Here is a 17,936-nt window from a genome sequence, read left to right as displayed (position 1 = left end):
TATAAAACTACAAGGGATGATTCAGGAGTGAACTCCCTTTCTGTTGTGATGACAGAAACCCAACATTATTTTAATCATTATTAAAAAAAACAATTGTGACAAGCGAACTTGTTGTAGATGTTCAATCAAAGGAGATAACCATTGCTGTTCTTGAAGATAAGAAGTTAGTTGAACTTCAGCAAGAAGATCAGAATGAGTCTTTCTCGGTTGGAAATATCTATATGGGCAAAGTTAAAAAACTTATGCCCGCCCTTAACGCAGCATTTGTGAACGTGGGACACAAAAAGGACGCTTTTCTTCACTATTTGGATTTAGGGGTTGAATTCAACTCGATTCTGCAGTTTCAGAAACTGGTTGAAGACAAGAAAAAGATTCCGCAGCTCCAGAAGATGAAGCTGCAGCCCGATATCGATAAAGATGGGTTAATCTCTGATGTACTCAAAGTAGGTCAGGAAATTTTAGTGCAAATTGCAAAAGAGCCAATATCTACAAAGGGTCCAAGATTAACAGCAGAAATCTCATTCGCGGGAAGATTTATGGTTTTAATTCCGTTTATCAACCGTGTATCGGTATCACAGAAAATTAAGTCAAGAGAGGAACGAGCACGTCTACGTCAGCTTATTCAGAGTATAAAACCCAAAAATTACGGGGTTATTATCAGGACAAATGCTGAAGGTAAGAGAGTAGCCGACCTCGATGCGGAACTTAAGATTCTGGTTAAAAGATGGGAAGATTGTATTGGAAAAATACAGAAAGCTAAAGCGCCATCTCTGATTTATGAAGAGACAGGACGCACTGTAGCACTGTTACGCGATATTTTCAATCCCTCTTTCGAACAGATACACGTCAATGATAGTGACGTGTCTAAACAAATTGCCGAATATGTAAATCTCATTGCACCTGACAGAAAAAATATAGTAAAAGAATATAAAGGTGCTCTGCCAATTTTAGACAATTTCGGCGTTACAAAACAGGTAAAGTCGCTCTTTGGAAAAACTGTTACATTTAAGAATGGTGCTTATCTCATTATCGAGCACACAGAGGCGTTACACGTAATTGACGTAAATAGTGGTAACCGCAACAAATCAAAACTAGGGCAGGAAGAAAGCGCATACGAAGTAAATGTTGCAGCTGCAGAAGAAATTGCCCGTCAGCTTAGATTACGCGATATGGGAGGCATTATTGTTATCGACTTCATCGATATGAATAAAGGTGAGCATCGGAACATGTTATTGTCCAAGATGCAGGAGCTGATGTCGACTGATAGAGCGAAACATAACATTTTGCCATTGAGTAAGTTCGGTATCATGCAGATAACTAGACAGCGTGTACGACCCGAAATGGAAATTGCCACAAGCGAAGTTTGCCCCACTTGCTTTGGTAAAGGTAAGATAAAGTCATCTTTCTTATTCACAGATACTCTGGAAGGTAAGATTGATTATTTAGTAAATAATCTGAAAGTGAAGAAATTCAGTCTGCACATACATCCTTATGTTGCAGCGTATGTTCAGCAAGGTTTCTTTTCGTTGAAAGGTAAATGGAAGAAGAAGTATAATGCAAACTTGAAAATAATCCCTAATCAGAAACTGGGATTTCTGCAATACGAATTCTACGATAGAGACGGAAATGAAATTGATCTGAAGGAAGAGATTGAAATGAAATAGTTTCCGTAATAACGGGACTAATAATAGTAAAAAAACCGATACTCCATCCGGAATATCGGTTTTTTGCATTTATACTCTATCTACATCGTATTGAATTGTAATATACTTGAACTCCCTCTTGGAGTGAAATTTTGACTCTGCAGATTTTATAGCTTCACGTGTTTTTTTCAGTGAAAAATTGTTATCGAGTTTTATTAGTATTTCTCTAAAATGGTAGCTTTGTATATAACTAACTATAGGTTTACCGGGTCCCTGTATCATTTCACCAAAAGTGATTCTGAGTAATTCAGCAATATATCCGGCAGCAGCTTCAACTTTGTGCTCTATTTTATCTTTAATAATAATTGAAATAAGTCTGGAGAAGGGTGGATAGTTAAACATTTTTCTTTCTGCCATTTGAGAGTTAAAAAAACCTTCATAATCGTAGTTTAATATATAATCATATATCGGTTGAAGCGGATCTGCACTCTGAATTATAACTTTACCCTGTTTGTTTTTACGTCCCGCACGTCCGGCAGCCTGCATCATAAGTTGAAAACCGCGTTCGTGTGATCTGAAATCGGGGAAGTTGAGAAGTGAATCTGCAGATATTACGCCAACAACCCCTACATTTTCAAAGTCAAGACCTTTTGAAAGCATCTGAGTGCCAATCAGAATCTGAACTCTTTTGCTTTGGAAATCATCTATGATTTTTTCATAAGCATCTTTGCCCCGAGTTGTGTCAAGGTCCATTCTTCCAACAAAATAATCAGGGAATAGACTTTCAACCTCTTCTTCCAGCTGTTCCGTGCCCTGCCCCAACTTCTTAAGATTTTCAGAATTACAAGATGGGCATTTTGCCGGCAATGTATATGTGGCATTACAATAGTGACAAATCAAACGGTCACGTTTTTTATGATAGGTGAGCGAAACATCGCATCTCTTGCATTTTGGGGTCCAGGCACACTGTTCACATTCAACTAGTGATGCAAAACCCCGACGATTTCGAAAAAGTATAACCTGTTCTCCATTTTCGAGACTCTGATTCATTTGATCTATAAGTAGAGGAGCCAAAACAGATTTCATCTTTTTCCTTTTTCTCAATTCAAAGGTGTTTACTATTTGAATCTCAGGCATCATAATGTTTCTGTAACGTTCCTGCAGCGTTACTAGTCCATATTTACCCGTTTTTGTATTATAAAATGATTCCAGTGAAGGTGTAGCTGAACCAAGAATGGTTTTTGCATTACAAAGATGTGCCAGCATTATGGCTGTATCACGGGCATGATATCGCGGTGATGGATCCTGTTGTTTAAAGCTTATTTCATGTTCTTCATCAATGATGACTAATCCCAGTTTATTAAAAGGCAGAAAAATAGATGAACGGACACCTAAAATGATTTCGAAAGGATCTTCAGACATCATTTTACTCCATATCTCTGCTCTTTCATTGTCATTTATTCTGGAATGATATATGCCTATTTTACTACCAAAGACAGCTTGTAAACGTTGTGTCAACTGGGTTGTGAGTGCTATCTCGGGAACCAGATAAAGAGTCTGTTTACCCATTGAAAGCGCATCTTGTATTAAATGCATATATATTTCTGTTTTCCCGCTTGATGTAACTCCATGCAGAAGACAGGTTTGCTTGAACTCCAAACAGTTCTTTATCTCTTTATATGCTCTTTGTTGAACTTCATTAAGAGGGAATAGATTACGCGTTGGTTTTAAATCTGTATTTAATCTGCTTGTCTCGATAGTAACTGATTGCAACACACCTTTGACAATCAAGCTTTTTAAGGCAGAAGTTGAATGACATTCTAGTTCAGAGACCTCTTTTCTACTGATATATTCTGACTTTCTTTCGATGAGTATATTCTCTATTTGTGAGTATAGGGATTGTTGTTTTTGTGCTTTCCCGATAATTTCCCTGATGATATTGGGATTCATATCAGGATTTATCTTTATAACTGTCTCTGTCCTAGGTGTGAATCTTGATTTAAGATTTTCTGATTTCATAGAGGAGGGGACAGCCGCATTAAACACATCACCTAAAGGGGACAAATAATAAAAAGAGATCCATTCCCATAAGTTGAGTTGCTGCTCGTTCACTAAAGGTTGCGAATTTAGTAAGGAATGAATCTCTTTAATATCTATATCTTTAAGTTCTTTAGATATAGTATCTTCTATTTTGTAAATTATAGCTGTGTAATATCTTTTGTTGCCAAAAGGAACAATTACTCTAGATCCTCTGGCAATTTTGTTCCTCATTTCAGCTGGTACAGCATAGGTATATAGATCGGAAAGAGGTAACGGTAATATTACATCAGCAAACATTTACTGAAATCAAAAATATATGGTTCCTGTAATTGTCCAGGACTCGTTTTTACCATTTAGAGGATCATGCCAGTTTGGAACATCTACAGAGTAATTATCTGTAAGCTTAACGCTGTAATTCAAACCAACCTGCAGAAAGCTGAGCAATTCCAGACCAATTCCGAGGTTAGCACCTGCCTGAAATTCTTTTGCTTTCACATCGTCAGCTAAACCCTGAATGTCAATTTTGTCTCCATCAATTAAATATCCAGCCCATGGTCCGGCAGTTGCAAATAGTCTTAGTGGTAGTAAACCCAGACCCATTTTCAGCTTAGCATTGACAGGAAGGTTAAGATATCTGTTTGATACATCTCTGTCGCCTCCCTCACCTGTAAGATTGGAGATTGTCATTCTGTTGTCATTATAAAGTAATGCGGCATCAATACCAAAGTTTGCAACACCTAGAGGTAGAAACATAGCTTCGATTGATGGACCTATACTGTATGATGTCATATTCTCAACATTAAAAGTCTCATCGAGAGTTTTAAATTCCGGATTATTAAGTCCCACACTTGCTCTAACACCAAAATTCACTTGTGCAAAAATTGGGCTGCTTAGCAGCAATATAAATATTACCACTATACTGGTTTTGATAATTCCTTTTGTCTTCATATTAGTATGTTTTGGTTGTCACTAATGTTAATTAATACCCGATTTGCTTCACAAAGTTATACCTGTGACTTAAATTAAACAAAGAAGATTGGAAATTGGTTGTTAAAGAAATGTAAATAGTAGTATATGAAAAAAAAGCGTCTCATCACCATATTAGAGTGAGAGACGCTTTTATTCCTTTTAGGATATTATACTAATCTTTGAATTTTGCTTTAAGAAATTCTCTGTTCAATCTGGCAATATTTGAAATAGAGATATTTTTAGGACATTCTACTTCGCATGCACCTGTATTTGTACAGTTACCAAAACCAAGTTCATCCATTTTAGCAACCATAGATTTTGCACGTCTTGCAGCTTCTACCTTACCTTGTGGTAACAGTGCCAGCTGGCTTACTTTCGCAGATACAAATAGCATTGCTGAGCCATTCTTACAAGCAGCAACGCATGCTCCACAGCCAATACAAGCAGCAGCATCCATTGCCATTTCTGCCTGATCATGAGGGATTAGTATAGCATTTGCATCAGGAGTTCCACCAGTATTAACCGAAGTATATCCACCTGCTTGTATTATCTTGTCAAAAGCAGTTCTGTCAACTATAAGGTCCTTTATTACAGGAAATGCAGTAGATCTCCATGGTTCAACAGTAATAGTATCACCATCATTGAATTTACGCATATGAAGCTGACATGTTGTAATATCTTCATCCGGACCGTGTGGATGTCCATTTATATAGAGACTACACATTCCGCAAATTCCCTCGCGGCAGTCATGATCAAATACTACCGGTTCTTTACCTTCATTAATTAGTTTTTCATTTAATATATCAAGCATTTCAAGAAATGAACTGCCTTGAGATATATTTTCCAATGGGTAGACTTCAAAATGTCCTTTGTCTTTTGGTCCGTTCTGACGCCAAACTTTTACTTTTATATTGATATCTTTATCCATGATTATTCAATTTTTAAATGTTCTCCTGTTTTATCAACAGATTATGATTTATAGTTTCTCTGTTGGCGAACAACAAATTCGTAATCGAGTGATTCCTTATACATAACAGGCTCATTATCCTCACCCTTATACTCCCAGCAAGAAACATATGCGAATTCATCATCGTGTCTTAAAGCTTCACCTTCTTCAGTCTGGTGTTCAGTACGGAAGTGACCTCCGCAAGACTCTTCTCTATTGAGTGCATCGCGAGCCATCAGTTCTCCCATCTCAATGAAGTCAGCAAGTCTGAGCGCTTTCTCCAGTTCAATATTAAGTGTAGATTTTTCACCCGGGATTCGAACATTAGTCCAGAAATCCTTCTTGATCTCCTTAAGCTCCTCAATAGCCTTTTTAAGTCCAGCCTCATTTCTGGCCATACCAACGTATTCCCACATAATATGACCAAGTTTTTTATGGATACTATCAACAGAGTGCTTTCCTTTAATATTCATCAGGCGCTCAATTCTTTGATTGATCTCATTCTCGGTCTTTTCAAACTCAGGTGAATCAGTTTTGATGTGAGGAACTGATATCTGGTCTGATAAGTAATTCTGGATTGTGTATGGAAGTACAAAATAACCATCAGCAAGTCCCTGCATAAGAGCAGATGCGCCAAGTCTATTAGCCCCGTGGTCAGAGAAGTTAGCTTCGCCAATGGCAAATAGCCCAGGAATAGAAGACATCAGTTCGTAATCTACCCAAATACCTCCCATTGTATAGTGGATTGCAGGATAAATCATCATAGGAGTTACATATGGATCATCATCAACAATCTTTTCATACATCTGGAAAAGATTACCGTATCTAGCTTCAACTACATCCCTACCAAGTCTTTCAATTGCATCAGCAAAATCAAGATATACAGCAAGACCTGTTGTACCCACACCATAACCGGCGTCACAGCGTTCTTTGGCAGCTCTTGAAGCTACGTCACGTGGAACAAGGTTACCAAATGCCGGATAACGACGCTCCAGGTAGTAATCGCGATCTTCCTCTTTGATATCTGTTGGTTTAAGTTTTCCTTGTCTTATTGCTTCAGCATCTTCTTTCTTTTTAGGTACCCAAATACGTCCATCATTTCTGAGTGACTCTGACATAAGTGTCAATTTGGATTGAAACTCACCATGTACAGGAATACATGTTGGGTGAATCTGAGTCATACATGGATTAGCCATATATGCACCTTTTTTGTAGCACTGCCATGCAGCAGAGCCATTTGATGCCATTGCATTTGTTGACAGGAAGAATGTGTTTCCATAGCCTCCTGTAGCAATAACAACAGCGTGAGCACCGAAGCGCTCAAGTTTACCTGTAACAAGGTTTCTAGCAATTATACCACGTGCACGACCATCTATAACTACAAGATCAACCATTTCGTAGCGAGTATACAGTTTCACCTGTTTTTTATTAACAGCACGGCTCAAAGCAGAGTAGGCTCCAAGAAGCAACTGTTGTCCGGTCTGTCCTCGCGCATAGAATGTTCTGGATACTTGTGAACCTCCAAATGAGCGGTTAGCAAGTAAGCCTCCGTACTCTCTTGCAAATGGAACACCCTGTGCAACACACTGGTCGATAATTTCATTAGATACCTCAGCAAGACGATAAACGTTAGCTTCACGAGCACGGTAGTCACCACCTTTTATAGTATCATAGAACAGACGGTAAACTGAGTCTCCGTCGTTTGGATAATTCTTAGCTGCATTTATACCACCCTGAGCTGCAATTGAGTGAGCTCTTCTTGGTGAATCCTGTATACAGAAGTTTAGAACGTTATAACCTTGTTCTCCAAGTGTAGCCGCAGCCGATGCACCAGCAAGACCTGTACCAACAACAATTATATCCAGTTTTCTTTTATTGGCAGGGTTTACCAGCTTCTGGTTGTTTTTATAATTTGTCCATTTCTCGGCAAGTGGTCCTTTAGGTATTTTAGAGTCTATATTATTCATAATGTTTGATTTTCTTAAGTTAAGCTAATAAGTTGGAATATCCCAGGTACATAAGCACTGCTACAGCAATAAATCCAACACAGATAAATGTTGACAGTACATTTCCAATTATTTTAATACGTTTCATCCAGATGTCGTTATTCCATCCTACAGTATGCAGTGCACTCCAGAAACCGTGTGTCAGGTGAAACCATAGAGCAATAAAAGAAACTACATATAAGATTACAACCCAGATGTTTGAAAATATCTCTTCTACAAGCTGAGCACCGTCATGACGTACTCCATCCAGGCCAAATAGTTCTTTTACCTGCATCTGATACCACATCTGGTACAAGTGCAATACCAGAAAAAAAGTAATTACAAGACCTAAAACAAACATGTTTTTTGAAGACCATGTTGTTGTGGTTTTGCTAGATGATTCATATCTGATGTTTCCACGAGCTTTCCTGTTTTGTAGTGTCAGGAATGTAGCGTAGATAATATGAACACCGAAACCAAAGAAAATAAAAACTGTTCCAACTATTGCCCACCAGTTTGCTCCCAGCACATCGTTTGCAAGGAAATTGTATGTTTCAAAGTTGAAAATTAGTACCAGGTTCATACAAACATGGAACAATAGAAACAGAATCAGGAATAATCCGGATAAGCTTTGTACAAACTTCCGCCCGATAGATGATTTGATTAACCAACTCATAAAGTTCTAATTTAATGATTAATTTTAATATAATTTTTTATTGAATTTTCAAACAACTGTATATCCAATAGTTACAAATTTCCTATATAATTATTTTGTATAATTTAGGTCCAAAGATGTTTCCTCCAACTTTATGGTGCAAAAATAGTACTTTTAACCGTCAAAAAAGAATGATTTAAAGAAATATTTCTTTAATAGGTTCTTTTAACGTCTCATTTCTCAAAGATATATTTTACATGTCATTACACAAAACTCTTTTTATAAATAATTTATTACCTTTGCGACTTTAACAGAAAAGAAATTGATTTTTTATGGATATTGTTTTAAGTGGTATACGCTCAACAGGTAAATTACATCTGGGAAATTATTATGGTGCACTGCTCAATTTTACAAAGATGCAGGATACAAGCAAATGCTATTTTTTTATTGCAGACATTCATTCACTTACAACTCATCCAGATCCCAAACAATTACATCAAAATGTTAAAAATGTACTAGTAGATTATCTTGCTGCAGGAATTGACCCTGAGAAGTCAGTTATATATGTACAGAGCGACTTACATGAAACGGCGGAGCTTTATCTATATTTGAATATGCATGCATATATGGGAGAATTGGCAAAAACTGCATCATTTAAGGAGAAAGCACGTAAGCAGCCTGAAAATGTAAACGCAGGACTCCTTACCTATCCAACACTAATGGCAGCTGACATTCTCATTCATAATGCTGATAAAGTACCAGTTGGAAAAGACCAGGAACAGCATCTTGAAATGACCCGAAAGTTTGCAAGACGCTTCAATAACTTTTATGGAGTAGAATATTTTAAAGAGCCTGTAGCATATAACTTCGGTAAAGAACTTGTAAAAATACCAGGATTGGATGGTAGCGGAAAGATGGGCAAATCCGAAGGAAATGCAATATATCTTAGCGATACACCAAAAGAGATAGAGAAAAAGGTGAAGAAAGCACTAACTGATTCCGGACCAACAATTCCAAATTCAGTAAAACCAGATTATATAGAGAATCTGTTCACAATCTTAAGAGTTGTTTCTACCGAAGAGGTGGTAAATCATTATGAAGATCAATGGAACAGGTGCGAAATTAGATATGGCGACCTTAAAAAGCAGTTAGCTGAAGATATAATAAAGGTAACAACACCTATTAGAGAAAGAATACTCGAGATACATAATGATGATAATTACCTACGCAAGGTAACTAGTGAAGGAGCAGAAAAGGCTAGGGAGAGAGCGTCAAAAACTATTGCTGATGTAAGAGAGATAGTGGGATTCAAGAAGTTTTAACTGAACTAACCGAATATATGCTAGAATTCAGGTCATTCGAATTAGAAGACAAAGATTTAATCAACTCATACCTTAAAAATCAGAATTATAGAGTTTCAGACCTTTGCTTTGTAAATCTATATGCTTGGGGAAAGAAGTTCAATACACAATTTGCTGTGTGTGACGACTGGCTTTTTATAAGATTTAAAGATAACTATGGCCGAAATTCATACCTTAAACCTATTGGTGAGGGTGATATTAAAAAAGGAATAGAGTTAATCATTGAGGACCACAAGCAGTTTGATACAGTATTTCAGATCAGGGGTGTAACCAAAGAGATGATAGCGGAAATTGAGGAAGCTATGCCCGGTGTATTTGAATATAAGCTGAATATGAGTGTTTCGGATTATATATATACATCTGAAAAACTTATCAATCTAAAAGGCAAAAAGCTTCAGAGCAAGAGAAATCATATAAACAGATTCAAACGCGAAAATAGCTGGAAATATAAAACACTTACAGGTAATCCTCAACTGGTGAAAGAGTGTAAAAGTATGCTTGATAAATGGATGGAGATCAATTCTGATGAAAAAGACCCATCACTGGCATATGATGATTTTGCTACAAAAATAATGCTTGAGAATTTTGAGTACCTGGGTCTTAAAGGGGGACTTATATGCGTAAATAATGAAATTGCTGCATTTTCAATAGGTGAAGTACTTACAGAAGATACAGTGGTAGTGCATGTTGAAAAAGCGTTTACATCCATTCATGGTGCATATACAATTATGAACCAGCAGTTTGTTTTAAATGAAGCCGCTGAGTACAAGTATATAAACAGGGAAGAAGATATGGGAGTTGAAAATCTTCGTAAAGCAAAACTCTCATATCAGCCTGATATCCTGCTGGAAAAATATAATGCAAGATTCAAAGAATAATCAGTATACAAATATTTTATTTTAGTGTACTATATACAGATCTTGATATTTAAAACACTATTGTGATGATTCAATTTGCTGAAGATTCAACAAAACAGGAGGTCTGGGACATGTGGAAAAAGGTCTTTGGTGATTCTGACGACTACATGGAGATATACTTCAGACACAAATACCGCAATGAAAACACTTTAATCTACTTTGATAATGGTAAAGCAGTCTCTTCACTTCAGATGCTCAATTACCAGTTTACTTTTTGCGGACAAGAGATACCAGTTTGCTATCTTTCAGGAGTTGCCACGCTAGCCAATTACAGAGGAAAAGGATACTCCCGTAAATTAATACTCAAAAGTTTTGAAGTAGCTGCAGAAAGGAATATTCCACTTGCTATTCTAGTCCCTCAGGAGGATTGGCTGCTTAGTTTCTACAATAAATTTGGATTTGCTCAAACATTTGATACTGGAAATGAAGATATAATTTCTCTTAAGGATTTAATTGATAAAAATCAAGGAGATCTTTATGAGGCTTACAAAGAGTATGATGCAATATTCAGGGCTAATGATATGACAGTTCAGAAATCGTTTTCTGATTTTGAAGCTATCGCAGAAGAAGCAAAATTGTTTGATTATCCACCCAAAAGAAATTTAAGAGGAATGGCTCGCATTATAGATGCAGAGCAACTGATCAAAATATTTGCTTGCAAATACAGCGATAAATCTTTTACAGTAAAGGTAAGAGATGAAATTGTGAGAGAAAACAGCAGTCAGTTTCAGGTTTCAATGGGTCAGCTCCAAAAGAATCCCGCCCGAATAATCCAGCCTGTTTTTGAAGTAGATATCAGAGAACTGGTTCAAATGCTTTTAGGATATCACACATCAGAAAAGAGCTGCTCAATTAGCTCATTTTTTCCGGAAAAATCAGCAGTAATGAATATGATGCTTGAGTAGCTATAACCACTTTTTCTTCCTGAAAATATATAGAATAATAAGTGATGAGAGTACCATTAAAATCAGGGCTACCGGATATCCCCACTTTTTATCCAGTTCCGGCATAAAATCAAAGTTCATTCCATAAATACTTGCAATAAGCGTTGGTGGCATGAAAATAACCGATACAATGGTAAATATCTTAATTATCTTATTCTGCTCAATATTAACATAACCCAGGAACGCATCCTGCAGATAATCAAGTCGGTCGAAACTAAATTTAATATGCTCAATTAGCGAGTTGATGTCCTTTATTATTATCGTAAGCTTTGGTTGCAGCTCCGTAGCAATAAACTCACTTCTTAACATACTTGAAATAACCCTTTGCTTATCAATTATATTTTCACGCAGCAACATGGTTTTTTCCTGAAGGTTCTTGATTTCAGAAAGTAGTTCCTCATCAGCATCTCTTAGTGAAATAGAGTTACTAAGCTGTGTAACCTTCTGAGTCATGTTTTCTATCATATCGGCATCAAAATCAACCCTCGTTTCAAGCAATGCTACAAGTACATGAGCCCCGGTAGGATAGTTCTTAGGGTTTGCGGAGATTTTCTTAACAGTTTCGTGAAAAGATATAAGTTCTTCACTGCGAACAGTTACAAGAATATTATTTTTTAATATAAATGAAACAGGGTCGGTTTCAAAGTTAGATAAAAGGAAATTGGAGTTAACCACAAGTGTATCAGTGGTTTCTATATATCGTGACGACATCTCGATTTCAATCATTTCCTCCTCTTCCTGAATATATATCTTAAGAAAATCTTCCAGTTCGTTTTCAACCTCTTCATCTACGTCCATGAGGTCTATCCATAGAAAATTCTGTATAGGATTTGATTTCAGGAATTCCAGGCTACGGCTTAATCTCACGATGCCGTCTTTATGATAGAATAATTTTATATCCGCCATGATCTGTTATTTTAAATCGTGTTCTCAAAAATGAACTTATCTCTCTGCCCGTCAGGCTTAATTCACCAAAGGTTCCAAAAGATTGGTAAGCTGTTCAAACTGCTCTATTGACAACTGTTCTGGCCTTTTAGTCAATATTGGATCTTCAGGTAGTGAACTATCTTCTTTTAAAAGTGATTTGATAGAGTTTCTAAGCATTTTTCTGCGTTGATTAAAACTGGTCTTAACAACAGTTTTAAATAACTTCTCATCACAGTTTAGCTTTACTCTATTGTTGCGAGTTAGTCTCACAACCGCCGATTTAACTTTGGGAGGAGGGATGAACGCCTGTTCGTTCACCGTGAAAAGGTATTCGATATCATACCATACCTGAAGTAATACACTTAGTATACCATAGGTCTTTTTTCCTGGTGAGGCAACCATGCGTTCTGCAACCTCCTTTTGAATCATACCGGACATGGATGGAATGTTTTCCCTATATTCCAGTACTTTAAAAAAGATTTGCGATGATATATTATAAGGGTAATTGCCAATGATACAAAAATCTCCTTTATAGAGCTTCTTAAGATCCAATTTCAGAAAATCCTCCTGTAAAATTCTGTCTTTAAGTTCAGGAAAATGTTCTTTCAGATATGCAATGGATTCGTAATCAATCTCTACAACAGTAAGGTCTTTGTTTTTTTGAATCAGGTACTGAGTAAGCATGCCTGTGCCAGGTCCAACCTCCATTACCGGAAGAGTGGGGTAGCCATCAAGTGTGGATGCTATTCGTTTAGCAATCTCATGATCTTTGAGGAAATGCTGGCCGAAGTTTTTTTTTGCTTTTACCTGAAACATTGATTTATGCCGATTATTACTTATATTTGCCGCCGCAAAGGTAATATATATTACTTAAAACCGGGCAAACCTATTCTAAAAAAACAAGATACAACAATATTACAATATCTCAAACGTAATATGAAGTCAGAATCCGCTAAAAATATTCTAAAGACTTTGCTATCACTGGTTCTCGGGTTACTAATTATCTGGGCAATGTATCGGAACTCTGATCTTGGCGAATTGTGGGATATAATTGAAACTGCCAATTTCGGAATAATTGGGGTATCTTTAATTTTTGGACTGATTGGTAATATACTCAGAGGCTTAAGGTGGGAGCTGTTTGTAAATTCACTCGGCTATCACCCTCCCAGAGCAAGTTTAATAAATGCAACTCTGGGGAATTATGCTGTAAACTTTTTGTTGCCACGTGCGGGAGATTTCTGGAGATGTGGTGTAGTCAGCAAGTATGACAAAATTCCATTTGCAAAAACTCTCGAGACTTTCCTAATAGATAAAATCGTTGATGTAATAGCAGGACTCTCAATAATATTTATAAGTATTATACTCTACATCGACTTCTTTATTTCATATTTAAACAATAATCCACAGTTTGGAGATAATATAGTCAATCTACTCTCTTCAGAGTGGCTTTATATCATTTTAGGACTATTTGTGATTCTTATTCTCTTGTACCTGGTATTTCTCAGGAAAAATCCATTGATGATTAAAGTCAGGAGTTTCTTATTGACTGTAAAACACGACCTAAAGCTTATTTCTTCGATGAAGGAGAAGAGGAGGATAATAATTTATACAATCCTTCTCTGGTTATGTTTTTATTTGTATTTTTACATCTGTTTCTTTTCATTTGATTTCACAAAGGAACTGGGACCGCTTGCAGGGTTGATTGTTTTTGCAATGACTAATATAGGAATTTCGGTTCCCGTTCAAGGTGGTATAGGTCCATGGCATTTCATGGTATCATCCTCTTTGGTTATATTGGGAGTTGCGGAAAATCAGTCACTTGCATTCGCAGCCGCCGTTTTTACAATACAATCAGTTTGGCAAATTTTATATGGTCTCTATGGTGTCTTTGCCATGCCTTTTGTTAAACGGGAACACACCTCCGGAAAAGTTCCGGATACTGAAACAAAAATAATTTAAACAAAATAATTATGTCAGCAACAGAGATTTTAAGTTTGAACCCCAAGAGAGTATGGAAACATTTTTATGAACTGACTCAAATTCCCCGACCCACTGGTCATATGGAAAAGATCACACAGTTTATCAAAGATTTTGGGGAAGAACTCGGTCTGGAAGTTGAACAGGATAAGGTAGGCAATGTGTTAATCAGGAAGCCTGCTACAAAAGGGTTTGAAAGTACCAAAACGGTTATTTTACAATCACACCTCGATATGGTACCCCAGAAAAATTCTGATGTAACACATGATTTCCTTAATGATCCCATACAAGCTTATGTTGATGGAGATCAGGTAAAGGCTAAATCTACTACACTTGGTGCTGACAATGGTATAGGCTGCGCAATGATGATGGCAGTGCTTGAAGATAAAATGTTGAATCATCCTGCAATTGAGGCACTTTTTACTATTGATGAAGAGGTTGGAATGGATGGTGCAAACGGTCTAGAGAAGGGATTCCTTAAGGGTACTGTTATGCTTAATCTTGATACCGAAGCCGATAATGAGTTATGTATAGGTTGTGCCGGGGGAAGAGATGTCAACATTACATTTAATTTTCAGCCGGATACCGAGATTGATAAAGATGATATTGCATACAAGATAAGTCTCAGAGGGCTTAAGGGCGGACATTCAGGGGTACAGATACACCTTGGTCATGCAAATGCAAATAAACTTATGAACCGTTTTCTGAAAGAGGTTGTAAGAGACTATGAAGCCCGCCTGGCTAGTATAAATGGAGGGTCCCTAAGAAATGCAATTCCAAGAGAATCATTTGTGGTACTCACAATCCCGAGTCATCTTGAAGATGACCTTATCGACCTGGTTGATGAGTTTCAGACACAATTCAGAGAAGATTTTGCAGGAATTGAGACAGGTATCTCTTTCAAGGCAGAAAAAACTGATATGCCGGAGTTCTTACTCCCTGTTGAAATCCAGGATGATCTGATAAATGCAGTTGAAGCTTGTCCTAATGGAGTTATCAGCAACCTTGCAGACTTCCCAGGTGTTGTTGAAAGTTCACTTAATCTTGCTTTAGTTCAATCAGCTTCAGACAAAATTGAGGTGAAGCTATTGGTCAGAAGTTCCTCTGAAAGTCGAAAAGAATGGATATGTTCATCACTTGAAAGCCTTTTCCAATTAGCAGGTGCAAAAGTGGAATTTTCAGGAGATTATCCCGGATGGCAGCCAAATGCAAGTTCTGAGCTGCTTAGTCTGATGGAAAAAATTTATATTGAGGAGTATGAAGAAAAGCCTGAAGTTATAGTGATACATGCCGGTCTTGAGTGTGGTATTATTCAATCCAATGTAGAGCATGATCTTGATATTGTCTCATTTGGTCCCACTATCACCGGGGCACATTCTCCTGATGAGTCAGTTGATATAAAGTCAGTAAATAAATCATACGAATATCTAGTAGAGATTTTAGAGAACCTGAAATAAAATTATAATGAACAATACACTTATCGTTTTTGCTTCTGAGCACGGTACAGTGGAAAAATGTGCGCGTGAGCTCTTTAGATTAATAGATGGCAAAGTTGATATTTGTGATCTCAGCCAGCGCCAAATTATTCCTGATCTCACCGGATATGATTCAATAATCATAGGAGGATCAATACATTACGGAGAGATACAGAAAGCTATATCAGACTTTTGTAAAACAAATTTAGATCAGTTGAATAAAAAACGTATTGGCTTGTTTATCAACTGTATTTATACCGGAGATAAAGCCATGCAGCAGCTGAATAATGCTTTCCCAAAGGAGTTAAATGATAAAGCAGTTGTGCGTGATTATTTTGGAGGAGAGATCAATGATCTTAAGTTAAATTATTTCGAAAGGTTCATAACAAAACAGATTATCAAAAAAGAAAATCTAGTTGTAAGCTTGTCCAGAGAGAAAATAGTACAATTTGCCAAAGTAATTTCAAATCATGAAACAAAAGAGTAAAAGATATATTCTCCTTCCCTCTTTACTTGTAATATATACTTTAGTGATGGCTGTGATAGCTTATCCAAGATATCAGGAGTCGGGCAAATGGATGGAGTATATTATTGTCCTTAGCGGCAGCCTTCTGATTGCATTATTGCTATACTTTATCCTAAAAAAGAAGCAAAAGTTGAGAGACAAATTTTCAGGTAAAATCTAATATGAAGTATTTCTTTTCCATTTTATTTCTTTTAACATCATTTCTGTCATACAGCTATAATGAAACCCAGCCTGTTCATTACAGATTCCGTGTCTATTTAACCGATAAGGGAGATGCAGGCTACACAACCGACAATCCCTCGCAATTTCTGACAGAAAAGGCAATTGAAAGAAAAAGAGTTCAGAAAGTAGAAATCGATGAAACTGATTTCCCTATTTCTGATGATTATATTACACTTGTTGAGATGGCAGGAGGTAAAGTTGTTAGTCACAGTAAATGGTTCAATACACTTGTTGTTGAGGTCTCTGACAGTCTCAAGATTGAAAACATCAGATCATTAAGCATAGTTGATTCCGTAAAATATGTTTGGAAAGGAACCAATAATGTATACCGCAAGTCGCTCCGACCACGCCTAAGCCGCAATTTACCCCAAGCAGAGTCAATCGATACAGTATATGGCTATACCTATTCACAATTCATGGTACATAATGCCGATAACCTCCATTCTGCGGGTTACAGAGGCAAAGGCATTGAAATAGGTGTTATAGATGCAGGGTTCACTAACTTTGATGTAATTCCTGAATTTGAGACAGTCGACCTGCTCGGCTACTCCAATTTTGTACCCGAAGGTGATATGTTTGCCACAAGCGATCATGGAACAAAAGTGCTTTCTGCTATGGCAGTAAACCAGCCCGGGCTTATGATGGGATCTGCCCCCGAAGCCTCATACTGGCTGCTTCGTTCAGAAGATGTTACATCAGAATTCCCTGTAGAGGAAGATTACTGGATAAGGGCTATTGAGTTTGCCGATAGCATAGGACTAGATATTATCAACACATCGTTGGGCTACTATGAGTTTGATGATTTAATTCTCAATTACACACATGATGATTTGACGGGAGAGGTCTCATTAATGTCGCGTGCAGCAGATCTGGCATATGAGAAAGGGATGATTATAGTTGTCAGTGCAGGAAATGAAGGTAATAAACCCTGGCAGAAGTCTACACCTCCCGGTGATGCAAAGAATGTTATTGCAGTAGGTGCGATAGGCACAGACAGCATCATAGCCCCTTTCAGCTCATATGGAGAACTGGCCGATGGGCGCATAAAACCTGACCTTGTCTCCATAGGCAGAGGCACAATCACCATAAATCAATTTGGGGAGGTAGTAAGAACAAACGGAACCTCACTCTCATCACCATTTCTTGCAGGTTTGATAGCATCGCTATGGTCTATAAACCCCCAACTCCACCGTACCGAATTAATCGATATAATATTAAGATCATCTGATAGATACATGTCACCAGATCCCGTTTACGGACAAGGGATAACCGATTTTAGCAAAGCCATGAACGAAGTGCTGAAAACAATAAAATAATTTTTTTGTCACAAAGTTTATGCATCATCGTCT

Annotated in this window: 16 protein-coding genes; 9 read left to right on the top strand and 7 right to left on the bottom strand. The window is 37.2% G+C overall.

From position 1 onward, the window contains the following. Nucleotides 1-95 precede the first annotated feature (95 nt). On the top strand, nt 96-1,664 hold the full coding sequence (locus tag BN1354_RS08970) for an Rne/Rng family ribonuclease (protein ID WP_045088794.1): 1,569 nt from the start codon (nt 96-98) through the stop codon (nt 1,662-1,664). 69 nt (nt 1,665-1,733) lie between these two features. On the opposite strand, the gene priA is transcribed toward BN1354_RS08970, so the two are convergent. The 5 genes from priA to BN1354_RS08945 all read right to left on the bottom strand — a co-directional run bounded on the left by priA (nt 1,734) and on the right by BN1354_RS08945 (nt 8,259). Next, nucleotides 1,734-3,980, bottom strand: a complete 2,247-nt coding sequence (priA, locus tag BN1354_RS08965; RefSeq protein WP_053826887.1) for a replication restart helicase PriA — start codon at nt 3,978-3,980, stop codon at nt 1,734-1,736. Nucleotides 3,981-3,989: 9 nt separating this feature from the next. Beyond that, entirely contained in the window at nt 3,990-4,631 is a 642-nt protein-coding gene (locus tag BN1354_RS08960) for an outer membrane beta-barrel protein (protein ID WP_053826886.1), read from the bottom strand. A gap of 193 nt (nt 4,632-4,824) precedes the next feature. Beyond that, complete coding sequence (locus tag BN1354_RS08955; protein ID WP_045088797.1) at nt 4,825-5,580, bottom strand: succinate dehydrogenase/fumarate reductase iron-sulfur subunit; 756 nt, start codon at nt 5,578-5,580, stop codon at nt 4,825-4,827. Nucleotides 5,581-5,621: 41 nt separating this feature from the next. Continuing rightward, nucleotides 5,622-7,565: a fumarate reductase/succinate dehydrogenase flavoprotein subunit gene (locus BN1354_RS08950; RefSeq protein WP_045088798.1), complete on the bottom strand. Its 1,944-nt coding sequence runs from the start codon at nt 7,563-7,565 to the stop codon at nt 5,622-5,624. 19 nt (nt 7,566-7,584) lie between these two features. Then, nucleotides 7,585-8,259 (bottom strand): fumarate reductase, encoded by a 675-nt coding sequence (locus tag BN1354_RS08945; protein WP_053826885.1) that lies wholly within the window; start codon nt 8,257-8,259, stop codon nt 7,585-7,587. A 311-nt stretch (nt 8,260-8,570) separates the two neighbouring features. Between BN1354_RS08945 and trpS the strand changes: the two genes are divergently transcribed. The 3 genes from trpS to BN1354_RS08930 all read left to right on the top strand — a co-directional run bounded on the left by trpS (nt 8,571) and on the right by BN1354_RS08930 (nt 11,421). After that, nucleotides 8,571-9,560 (top strand): tryptophan--tRNA ligase, encoded by a 990-nt coding sequence (gene trpS / locus BN1354_RS08940; RefSeq protein WP_045088800.1) that lies wholly within the window; start codon nt 8,571-8,573, stop codon nt 9,558-9,560. Between the two features lie 17 nt (nt 9,561-9,577). Continuing rightward, a complete protein-coding gene (locus BN1354_RS08935) occupies nt 9,578-10,477 on the top strand; it encodes a DUF2156 domain-containing protein (protein ID WP_053826884.1) in 900 nt (299 codons plus the stop codon). Between the two features lie 65 nt (nt 10,478-10,542). Continuing rightward, nucleotides 10,543-11,421 carry a GNAT family N-acetyltransferase gene (locus BN1354_RS08930; RefSeq protein WP_053826883.1) on the top strand — a complete coding sequence of 293 codons (879 nt, stop codon included), beginning with the start codon at nt 10,543-10,545 and terminating at the stop codon, nt 11,419-11,421. Here the strand turns inward: BN1354_RS08930 and corA are convergent, their stop codons facing one another. Together corA and rsmA are read right to left on the bottom strand one after the other, a co-directional pair. Further along, entirely contained in the window at nt 11,422-12,366 is a 945-nt protein-coding gene (corA, locus tag BN1354_RS08925) for a magnesium/cobalt transporter CorA (protein ID WP_045088802.1), read from the bottom strand. 57 nt (nt 12,367-12,423) lie between these two features. Then, a complete protein-coding gene (gene rsmA, locus BN1354_RS08920; RefSeq protein ID WP_045088803.1) occupies nt 12,424-13,203 on the bottom strand; it encodes a 16S rRNA (adenine(1518)-N(6)/adenine(1519)-N(6))-dimethyltransferase RsmA in 780 nt (259 codons plus the stop codon). A gap of 120 nt (nt 13,204-13,323) precedes the next feature. On the opposite strand from rsmA, the gene BN1354_RS08915 reads away from it, so the two are divergent. From BN1354_RS08915 to BN1354_RS08895, 5 genes are read left to right on the top strand one after another with little or no spacing between them, the layout of a single operon-like run. Continuing rightward, complete coding sequence (locus BN1354_RS08915; protein WP_045090733.1) at nt 13,324-14,346, top strand: lysylphosphatidylglycerol synthase transmembrane domain-containing protein; 1,023 nt, start codon at nt 13,324-13,326, stop codon at nt 14,344-14,346. 11 nt (nt 14,347-14,357) lie between these two features. Next, nucleotides 14,358-15,821: an aminoacyl-histidine dipeptidase gene (locus BN1354_RS08910; RefSeq protein ID WP_053826882.1), complete on the top strand. Its 1,464-nt coding sequence runs from the start codon at nt 14,358-14,360 to the stop codon at nt 15,819-15,821. Between the two features lie 7 nt (nt 15,822-15,828). Further along, on the top strand, nt 15,829-16,326 hold the full coding sequence (locus tag BN1354_RS08905) for a flavodoxin domain-containing protein (RefSeq protein ID WP_053826881.1): 498 nt from the start codon (nt 15,829-15,831) through the stop codon (nt 16,324-16,326). Then, entirely contained in the window at nt 16,310-16,525 is a 216-nt protein-coding gene (locus BN1354_RS08900; protein WP_045088806.1) for a hypothetical protein, read from the top strand. Before BN1354_RS08905 ends, BN1354_RS08900 begins: the two co-directional genes overlap by 17 nt. A gap of 1 nt (nt 16,526) precedes the next feature. Then, a complete protein-coding gene (locus BN1354_RS08895; protein WP_053826880.1) occupies nt 16,527-17,903 on the top strand; it encodes a S8 family serine peptidase in 1,377 nt (458 codons plus the stop codon). Nucleotides 17,904-17,936: the final 33 nt, after the last annotated feature.

Source organism: Lascolabacillus massiliensis (genome assembly GCF_001282625.1).
GTDB classification, from domain to species: Bacteria; Bacteroidota; Bacteroidia; order Bacteroidales; family Dysgonomonadaceae; genus Proteiniphilum; species Proteiniphilum massiliensis.
Note: the sequence above shows the minus strand (reverse complement) of the source record. Positions and strands in the feature narration are given on the sequence as shown.